The organism is Mesorhizobium sp. M7A.F.Ca.CA.004.04.2.1, from assembly GCF_004022825.1.
Lineage (GTDB): Bacteria > Pseudomonadota > Alphaproteobacteria > Rhizobiales > Rhizobiaceae > Mesorhizobium.
In genome coordinates this window covers 1-1,416 of the sequence record NZ_RZPH01001288.1, presented here as the reverse complement: position 1 = coordinate 1,416, position 1,416 = coordinate 1, and the positions used below count along the sequence as shown (strand labels likewise).

Annotated in this window: 2 protein-coding genes; one reads left to right on the top strand and one right to left on the bottom strand. The window is 57.7% G+C overall.

All coding sequences use genetic code 11. The features are described 5' to 3' along the window. Positions 1-439: YbaK/EbsC family protein (locus tag EN893_RS33920; RefSeq protein WP_164901379.1), on the top strand; the 439-nt coding region annotated here is incomplete at its 5' end. Between the two features lie 76 nt (positions 440-515). Here EN893_RS33920 and EN893_RS33915 read toward each other — a convergent pair. After that, positions 516-1,196 carry an outer membrane protein gene (locus EN893_RS33915; protein ID WP_127267063.1) on the bottom strand — a complete coding sequence of 227 codons (681 nt, stop codon included), beginning with the start codon at positions 1,194-1,196 and terminating at the stop codon, positions 516-518. Between the last annotated feature and the right edge of the window lie 220 nt (positions 1,197-1,416).

Genomic DNA, 1,416 nt, shown 5'->3' with positions numbered 1-1,416 from the left:
CTTCTTCGCCACCCACGCGCCCGATATCGACGTCGTTGTCACGGAAGCGAGCTCGGCGACGGTGATGTTGGCGGCCGAGGCGCATGGCGTGCTGCCGGCCCAGATCGCCAAGACGATCTGCCTGCGCGTCGGCGACCGCACCATGCTGGTGGTGACCAGCGGCATCGCCAGACTGGACAACCGCAAATTCAAGGACCAGTTCGGCGGCAAGCCGCGCATGCTCGACGCCGCCGAGGTTGTCGAAGCGACCAGCCACCCGGTCGGCGGCGTCTGCCCGTTCGGCCTGCCGGCGCCGCTGCCGGTCTATTGCGACGTATCGCTGCGCGAGTTTGACGAAGTGGTGCCTGCGGCAGGCGCCACCAACGCCGCGGTGCGGATTGCACCGCAGCGCATGGTCGATCTCACCGGCGCTGAATGGGTGGATGTCTGTCAGGGCTAGGTTGAGGTCCCAGATTGGGCGTGAACAGCTGGCACGGACACCGGCTGACGACGGCAGTCACAGCCTACCATGCCGATCAGAATTTGTAGCTCAAGCTCGCGGAAACCGTATGGGTGCTTGGCTTCAAGATGGTTGGCCCAAGCTGGTCGTTCGCAAAATCGTGACTGCCGAAATGAGCATATGCATAATCGACGCCGACAATCCACTTCTCGTTGAGCGCATAGTCGACACCAGCGCCAATGGTCCAGCCAATGTAGGTTCGGCTTTGAGGATCGCTGCGATCCCCCGTGGTGGAATAGAAGACGTCATTTGCGTGCAGAAAAGCGATGCCGCCCTTTACATAAGGCATGAACCTATCTGCCGCGTAGCCAACCTTTGCAACAATGTGAGCTTGCCAGTCCGTGTGTACATTGATCTCTTCGTCATCAAACGTACTGTCCGCACCCTCGTTGAAAACTGCAACCAGCGATGCCTCGCCGCCGAGTACGAAATTGTTCGCGAACTGATAATTGTATCCGACTTTGCCACCAATTTCGGCTGACGTGTTGTCGGCATTGTAGCCGGAAGGATCATAGTTCGGGATGTCGAAATCACCCTTCAGGTAGTTCACCCCGGCGACGATACCCACATAGCCCCCAGTCCAGATGAAACCGGCAGGCGCCACATCCTGCGATGGCACATTGATGATCGGGTCGGCGGCAAGCGCCCCGCCCGTGAGGGCCAAAAGCAGTGCTGAAGAGAGAATGATCGTCTTCATGATATCCCCAAGATTCTACGCTGCTTAATCTACACACCAGCCCAAGCTTGAAAAGCGCTTCCATGTGATTGGAAACGTTTGGAATATGAGCGTTGTGAAACTGCCACACATTCGTGAATCGAGTTGAACTCAAGGTTTCAAGCGATTCAACGCGCCAATCGGCTTCCATCTCGTGCCGCCGACAGCCTCAATTCGTGTCGAAGAGCTGGAACTTTTGGTC